Here is a 7,176-nt window from a genome sequence, read left to right as displayed (position 1 = left end):
CCACAGGGGTGCGCCCTTCCGCCATCCCCGCCCCACCGCCCGGCCGCGCGTACCCCGTTGATCATGAAGTTAGGGGAGTGACACGCCGTCGAACACGCCCATAAGTTCATGATCAACGGGGCGATGGGGGCAGGTGGGGCGGTGGCGGGTGGTAGTTGTGGGGGATGGGTGGGATCGTGTCGCCGGGGTTCCGGGGGCGGCGGGGGACTGAGGGCGGTGGCGTGCAGTTGCCGCCGGGGCAGTACCTGACCGAGGACTTTCCGGTGCTGAGCGCGGGGCCGACGCCGCGGGTGCCGACGGAGACGTGGGAGTTCACCGTCGTCACCGAGGCCGGGCAGAAGCACACGTGGGACTGGGCGCAGCTGATGGCGCTGCCGAGCGAGCGGCCGACCGTCGACCTGCACTGCGTCACCAAGTGGTCGAAGCTGCACACCGAGTGGCAGGGCGTCAGCCTGGACGTGCTGCTCGACGGGGTGGACACCGCCGCCGACTACGTGATGGTCCACGCGTACGGCGGCTACACCACCAACCTGCCGTTCGAGGACCTGCGCAACGGGCAGGCGTGGATCGCGTACCGGTTCGAGGGCGAGGACCTGCCGCCCGCGCACGGCGGCCCGGCCCGGCTGCTGGTGCCGCACCTCTACCTGTGGAAGTCGGCGAAATGGGTGCGCGGCCTGCGGCTGATGGACGAGGACGAACCGGGCTTCTGGGAGAGCGCCGGCTACCACGACTACGGTGACCCATGGCGCGAGCAGCGGTACCAGGGGGACTGAACCGGCGGCTGGTCTGGCGCGCGGCCAGGCTGACCGAGGTCCGCGACGAGACGCCCAGCGCGCGCACGCTGGTGTTCGACGTGCCCGACTGGCCGGGGCACCTGCCGGGCCAGCACGTCGACGTGCGGCTGACCGCCGAGGACGGGTACAGCACGCAGCGCAGCTACTCGATCGCCACGCCCGCCGACGGCACGCGCCTGGAGCTGACCGTGCAGCAGGTGGAGGACGGCGAGGTCTCGCCGTACCTGACCGAGGTGCTGGCGGTCGGCGGCGTGATCGAGCTGCGCGGGCCGGTCGGCGGCTGGTTCGTGTGGCGCTCGGCCGACCCGGCGCCGGTGCTGCTGGTCGGCGGCGGGTCGGGCATCGTGCCGCTGATGGCGATGATCCGGGCACGGCGGGCGGCGGGCAGCCGGGCGCTGTTTCGCCTCATCTACTCGATGCGTACGCCGGAGGACCGCTACTACGCCGACGAGCTGCGCACCCGTGCCCGCGACGACATGGGGCTGGACGTCAGCTACGTGTACACCCGGCAGGCGCCGGAGGGCTGGCCGTCGCCGCCGCGGCGGCTGGGGGTGGCCGACGTCAACAACGGCGGCTGGCCGCCGGACTTCCAGCCCGCCTGCTTCGTGTGCGGGCCGACCGGCTTCGTGGAGGCGGTCGCCGACATCCTGGTGGCGCTGGGCCACGACCCGCGCCGCGTCAAGACCGAGCGCTTCGGGCCGACTGGAGGCTGACCGTGGACTTCCTCTCCGACGACTACACCGACGGCAACGCGCTGGCCGGGCCGCTGCGGGAGCTGTTCGCCGTGGACATGACCGAGGCCGTCGGGCGCTGCGCCGGCTGCGGGGGCGAGGGCCCGGTGGCGGGCATGAAGGTGTACGCGCAGGCGCCCGGCCTGGTCGCCCGGTGCCCGTCCTGCCAGGAGGTGCTGATGCGGCTGGTCCGCGGCCCGTCCGACGCCTGGCTCGACCTGCGCGGCACGATGTCGCTGCGCATCCCGATGCCCGCCGAGTAGCCGTTATCTTTGTGGCGCTACGGGTACATTGCGAGCTATGCCGATTTTGACCGATGACGACATCGCCCTGCTCAACGAGCCGCAGCTCGCCCACGTGGCCGTGACCGACTCCGACGGCTCGCCGCACGTGACCCCGGTCTGGGTCGACACCGACGGCGAGCACATCCTCTTCAACACCGCCAAGGGCCGGGTGAAGTACAACGCCCTCGTCCGGGACCCGCGGGTGGGCATCTCCGTGGTGGACAAGAACGACGACTACCGCACGCTGTGGGTGCAGGGCGACGCCGAGTTCGTCGAGGAGGGCGCCGACGCCCACATCGACAAGCTCGCCAACAAGTACCTGGGCAAGGAGACCTACCCCTGGCGCAAGGCCGACGAGGTGCGCGTGATCGTCAAGATCACCCCCACCGCCAAGCTCTCCCAGTAGGCAGGCAAGGGCACGGCTGGACGGTTAGGAAGGGCACCTTCTACAACGCGAAGCGTTAAGAAGGTGCCCTTCCTTTCGGGTGTGAAGGGGTGCTTCGGTGCCGGGGGCTCGATGGATGGCCCCATGACGGCAATCGGACAGGCACCCATCAATGGCTGCGGCCGGATCCGAAGTCCCCGCAACAGACGCCGCAGGCGCGTCTGACCCCTCGATTCGCAGAGGACTGGGGAGGACCGACCATGAGAACCACCCTTCGCCGCGGCCGCGTCGCCGCCGCACTGGCGGCATGCGTGGCGATCGCCGGCGGGCTGTACGCGCTCGGACCCGGCTCCGCCGGCGCGTCCAGCCACCGCGAGGCGCCCCTGATCGCGCTCGACCCCGCCGTCGACGCGACCGACCTGTACGCCTTCGTCAGCCCCGACCGCCCCGGCTACGTCACCTTCGTGGCCAACTGGGTACCGTTCCAGGAGCCCAACGGCGGGCCGAACTTCTACCCGTTCGCGACCGACGCCACCTACCTGATCAATGTGGACAGTGACGGCGACGCGAAGCCGGACGCCCGCTTCCGGTGGACCTTCAAGAACATCGACAAGCGCGGCAACAGCACCTTCCTGATGAACAACGGGCCGGTGACCTCGCTCGACGACGAGAACCTGCTGTTCCGGCAGACGTACACGCTGGAGTCGTCGTTCCACGGCGAGGGCTTCCGCACCCGCGCCACCAACGTGCCGGTCGCGCCGTCGCGCGTCGGCAACGCCTCCATGCCGGACTACGGCGCGCTGCGCGACCAGGCGACGATCAAGCTGCCCGGCGGGTGGCGCATCTTCGCGGGCCAGGCCGACGACCCGTTCTTCCTGGACCTGCGGGTGTTCGACCTGCTCTACGGCAGTGACCTGAGTGAGACCGGGCAGGACACGCTGGCCGGGTACAACGTCAACACCATCGCGCTGGAGGTGCCGTTCAAGGACGTGGCGCTGCGCGGCGACGGGGCGCGCAACCCCGTGATCGGCGTGTGGACCACCACCGAGCGGCCCCGCGTGCGGATCACCGGGCGCACCGGCGACCCGCGCACCGGCGACCGGGTCCAGGTCTCCCGCCTGGGCAACCCGCTGGTCAACGAGGTCGTGGTGCCGGCCGGGCTCAAGGACGCGTTCAACGCGTCCAAGCCGGAGGGCGACGCCAGGATCCCGCAGCTGGTCAAGCGGGTCACCGAGCCCGAGGTGCCCAAGCTGATCGAGGCGATCTACAACATCCCGGCCCCGCCGACACCGCGCAACGACCTGGTCGAGATCTTCCTGACCGGCATCACCACCAAGGCCGACGGGCCGATCGAGGCGGACCTCAACTCGCAGCTCAACAACGCGGACGTGCACCCCGACCGGTTCCAGCCCGCGGAGATGCTGCGGTTGAACCTGTCCGTCCCGATCTCCGACAGCCCCCACCGGCTCGGCGTCATCGGCGGCGACCTGCAGGGCTTCCCGAACGGGCGGCGGCTGACCGACGACGTCGTCGACATCGAGCTGCAGGCGCTGGTCGGCGCCGCGCAGACCGGGCAGATCGTGGACGCGCTGGCCGCCGGTGACGGGGTCGACGCCAACGAGAACACGTTCGGCGACACGTTCCCGTACGTGGCCCTGCCCAACGGGAACGCGGTCAACGCCGCGAACGGCGCGGCTCCGCCCGCGGCGGGGACGGCAGAGGCGTCCCCGGCCTCGGCGTCGGCCACCGAGGAGCCCGGCATGTCCACCGGCGACATGGCGACCGTCCTCGGCTCGTCCGTGGCGGGCGGCCTGGGCCTGCTGTTCTTCGCCGGCTGGTGGATGCGCCGCCGCAACCGCGCCCACCCGCACGAGCACGGCCCCGACGAACCCGCCCACACCCACTGAGGAAAGGAAGGGCACCTTCTTCACGGTTTCCGTAGCGGAAGGTGCCCTTCCTGACGCTTCGCGTCACGGAAGGGGAGGAACAGTGATGAAGCGACGTGTGCTGGCGGTGGCGGTCACCGCGGTGGCGCTGGTCGGACTCGGCGGCGCGTTCGGCGCCCCGCCCGCGCGGTGGGCGGGCGAGACGCCGGCCGCCCCGGCCGACCCGCTGGTCCGCTCGATCGAGCAGGCGCAGCAGCGGCTGCGCGACGTGCCCGGCGACTGGCGCACCTGGGCCGAGCTGGGCGGCGCGTACGTCGAGCGGGCCCGGGTCACCGGCGACCCCGGCTACTACCCGCGCGCCGAGGGCGCACTGAACGAGTCCCTGCGCCTGCGCCCGGCCGACGGCCCGGCTCGCCCAGACGACGCAGGCGGCGCCGCAGCCGACGACGGCTCGGCGGGCGGCGCGGACGGCAACGATCTCGCGCTGGTGGGGCTGGGTGCGCTGGCCAACGCGCGGCACGACTTCGCGCTGGCGGAGAGGCTGGCCCGGCAGGCGATCGGGCTGAACCCGTACCGCGCCGACGCCCATGGCGTGCTCGCCGACGCGCTCACCCAGCTCGGGCGGCCCGCCGAGGCGACCGAGACGGTGCAGGACATGCTCGACCTGCGGCCGGGACTGCCCGCGCTGTCGCGCGCCGCGTACGACCTGGAGCAGCACGGGCGGGTCGACGAGGCCCGGGAGCTGTGGGCCACGGCGCTGGCGTCGGCCGTCGCGCCCGCCGACGTTGCCTTCGTCCGCCAGCAGCTCGGCGACCTGGCCTGGCACGCCGGGGACCTCGCCACCGCGCGGGCCGAGTACGAGTCGGGCCTGACCGCCTACGCGCAGTACCCGCCACTGCGGCACGGTCTGGCCCGGGTGGACGCCGCGACCGGGCGCACGGACCCGGCGCTGGCCGCGTACGCGCAGCTCGTGGCGGCGACCCCGCTCCCGTCGCTGCTGGTCGAGCACGCGGAGCTGCTGCGGTCGCTGGGCCGTGACGCCGACGCCGACGCGCAGCTGGCGCTCGCCGGGGCGGCGCTGGACCTGCTGGCCGCGGGCGGCGGCGCCGACGACCTCGCGGCGGCCGAGCTCGCCCTGGCCCGCGGGGACCATGCCGCCGCGGTGCGCCTGGCCCGCGCCGAGTGGTCCCGGCGCCGCCACACCGATGTCGCCGACACCCTCGCCTGGGCCCTGCACCAGGCCGGACGGCCCGCCGAGGCGCTGCCGTACGCCCGCGCCGCCAACGCGCTCGGCGCGCGCAGCGCGCGGTACGCGTACCACCTCGGCATGATCGAAAAGGCGCTGGGCGACGAGACCGCGGCGCGCCGCGAGCTCGCCCGCGCCCTCGCGCTCAACCCCCACTTCTCGCCCCTGGACGCGCCCGCCGCGGCGCGCGCCCTCGCCCCGGCAGGTGCCGCATGATCCGCAAGGTGTTCCTGACGACCGTCGCGGCCGCCGCCGCGACGCTGCTGCTGCCCGCCCCCGCCCAGGCCCACCCGCTGGGCGACTTCTCGATCAACCAGCTCGTCGCGCTCACCCTGCGCCCCGGCACCGTCACCGCCGCCGCCGTGCTCGACCACGCCGAGCTGCCCACCCTGCAGCAGCGGGCCGCGCTCGACACCACCGGCGACGGCACCGCCGACGAGACCGAGCTGCGCGTGTACGCGTGGACCGCCTGCGACGCGTTCGCCCGCGACCTCGCGGTCCGCGTCGACGGCGGGGCGCTGCGCTGGACCGTCGGCTCCGCCGCGATGACCCTGGAACCCGGCGCGGCCGGCCTGCGCACCAGCCGCGTCACCTGCGCCCTGACCGCACCCGCCCGCCTGGACCGCCCCGCCGAGCTGACCGTCCACAACGGCCACCTGCCCGGCCACGTCGGCTGGCGCGAGATCACCGCGTCAGGCGACGGCGTCACCCTGCCCGGCTCACCCGTGCCCGCCCGCAGCACCACGAACGAGCTGCGCGACTACCCGGTCGACCTGCTCGGCTCCCCGCTCGACGCCCGCGACGCCCGGATCACCGTGCGGCCCGGCGACCCCGGACCGGCACCGGACGCCTGCATCGCGCCCACCGGCGCCGATGCGAAGGGAGCGGTGGCCGGGACGGGGCCGGACTGCACGGCGGGCGGGGTCGCGGCCGGGCCCGCACCGCTGCGCTGGGCGGCGTGGTTGCAGCAGCGGGTGGTGGACGCCGTCGGAGCGGACCGGCTCACCCCGGCCGTCGGTGTGCTCGCGGTGCTGCTCGCGCTGCTGCTCGGCGCGGGACACGCGCTGCTGCCCGGCCACGGCAAGACCGTCATGGCGGTGTACCTGGCCGGTCGCGCCGGTCGCCCCCGCGACGCCCTGATCGTCGGCGCCACCGTCACCGCCACCCACACCGGCGGCGTGATCGGCCTCGGCCTCCTGCTCACCGCCGTCTCCGGCCTCGCCGGCCAGACCGTCCTCGGCTGGCTCGGCCTCGCCAGCGGCGCCATCGTGGTCACCGTGGGCCTGTCCATGCTGCTCGGCGCCCTGCGCCGGCGCCCACCCGGCCACCGCCACGGCCTGTTCGGCCACACCCACGATCACGCACATTCACACGGCGCGGCCCATGACCACGCACATTCACACAGCGCGGCCCACGATCACGCATATCCACACGGCGTCGCCCACGACCACCGGCCGGCACACGGCGCGGCCGGAGAAAGTGCGGACAGGCGCGGGCGCCTGGGGATCGGGGCCATCGGGGTGGCGGCGGGGCTCGTGCCGAGCCCGTCCGCGCTGGTCGTGCTGCTCGGGGCGATCGCGCTGGGCCGCACCGGCTTCGGCATCCTGCTCGTGCTGGCCTACGGCCTCGGCATGGCCGCGACGCTCACCGCCGCGGGCCTGGTGCTGCTGCGGGTCCGCGACCGCTGGGCAGGCCGGCTGAGCCGCTTCCGCCGCCTCCGCCTGGCCGGCCCGTACGCGGCGAGCGCCATGGTGCTGCTGGTCGGCGTGGGCCTGGCCGCCCGCGCGGCCGCGCTGGTCGCCTGACTTCTACAGGCCCCACGCCGTGGCTGCGGTTTCGGGGAAACCGCA

The 7,176-nt window shown here is 73.9% G+C and carries 7 protein-coding genes; all 7 read left to right on the top strand.

Going from position 1 to position 7,176, the window contains the following annotated elements:
• The first annotated feature begins 176 nt into the window (after window positions 1-176).
• Window positions 177-773: a sulfite oxidase-like oxidoreductase gene (locus AB0J67_RS38055; protein ID WP_363490165.1), complete on the top strand. Its 597-nt coding sequence runs from the start codon at window positions 177-179 to the stop codon at window positions 771-773.
• Window positions 743-1,507 (top strand): ferredoxin reductase, encoded by a 765-nt coding sequence (locus tag AB0J67_RS38050; RefSeq protein WP_363490163.1) that lies wholly within the window; start codon window positions 743-745, stop codon window positions 1,505-1,507. Before AB0J67_RS38055 ends, AB0J67_RS38050 begins: the two co-directional genes overlap by 31 nt.
• A 2-nt stretch (window positions 1,508-1,509) precedes the next feature.
• Window positions 1,510-1,788: a DUF6510 family protein gene (locus tag AB0J67_RS38045; protein WP_363490161.1), complete on the top strand. Its 279-nt coding sequence runs from the start codon at window positions 1,510-1,512 to the stop codon at window positions 1,786-1,788.
• Between the two features lie 37 nt (window positions 1,789-1,825).
• Complete coding sequence (locus AB0J67_RS38040) at window positions 1,826-2,215, top strand: PPOX class F420-dependent oxidoreductase (protein ID WP_363490159.1); 390 nt, start codon at window positions 1,826-1,828, stop codon at window positions 2,213-2,215.
• 239 nt (window positions 2,216-2,454) lie between these two features.
• The gene (locus AB0J67_RS38035) at window positions 2,455-4,101 is read left to right on the top strand and encodes a DUF4331 domain-containing protein (protein ID WP_363490157.1); all 1,647 of its coding nucleotides are present in this window, start codon (window positions 2,455-2,457) and stop codon (window positions 4,099-4,101) included.
• 85 nt (window positions 4,102-4,186) lie between these two features.
• Entirely contained in the window at window positions 4,187-5,542 is a 1,356-nt protein-coding gene (locus tag AB0J67_RS38030; RefSeq protein WP_363490155.1) for a tetratricopeptide repeat protein, read from the top strand.
• Window positions 5,539-7,131, top strand: a complete 1,593-nt coding sequence (locus AB0J67_RS38025; RefSeq protein WP_363490153.1) for a hypothetical protein — start codon at window positions 5,539-5,541, stop codon at window positions 7,129-7,131. Before AB0J67_RS38030 ends, AB0J67_RS38025 begins: the two co-directional genes overlap by 4 nt.
• Window positions 7,132-7,176 lie beyond the last annotated feature (45 nt).

It is taken from the genome of Catellatospora sp. NPDC049609 (genome assembly GCF_040675365.1).
Classification (GTDB): Bacteria; Actinomycetota; Actinomycetes; order Mycobacteriales; family Micromonosporaceae; genus Catellatospora.
Note: the sequence above shows the minus strand (reverse complement) of the source record. Positions and strands in the feature narration are given on the sequence as shown.

What these genes read in the sequence shown, in the direction of transcription:
- AB0J67_RS38050 (WP_363490163.1), top strand. Translation starts at nt 743, where the DNA reads ATGGCGCGAGCAGCGGTACCAGGGGGACTGAACCGGCGGCTGGTCTGG.
- AB0J67_RS38040 (WP_363490159.1), top strand. Translation starts at nt 1,826, where the DNA reads ATGCCGATTTTGACCGATGACGACATCGCCCTGCTCAACGAGCCGCAG.
- AB0J67_RS38035 (WP_363490157.1), top strand. Translation starts at nt 2,455, where the DNA reads ATGAGAACCACCCTTCGCCGCGGCCGCGTCGCCGCCGCACTGGCGGCA.
- AB0J67_RS38030 (WP_363490155.1), top strand. Translation starts at nt 4,187, where the DNA reads ATGAAGCGACGTGTGCTGGCGGTGGCGGTCACCGCGGTGGCGCTGGTC.
- AB0J67_RS38025 (WP_363490153.1), top strand. Translation starts at nt 5,539, where the DNA reads ATGATCCGCAAGGTGTTCCTGACGACCGTCGCGGCCGCCGCCGCGACG.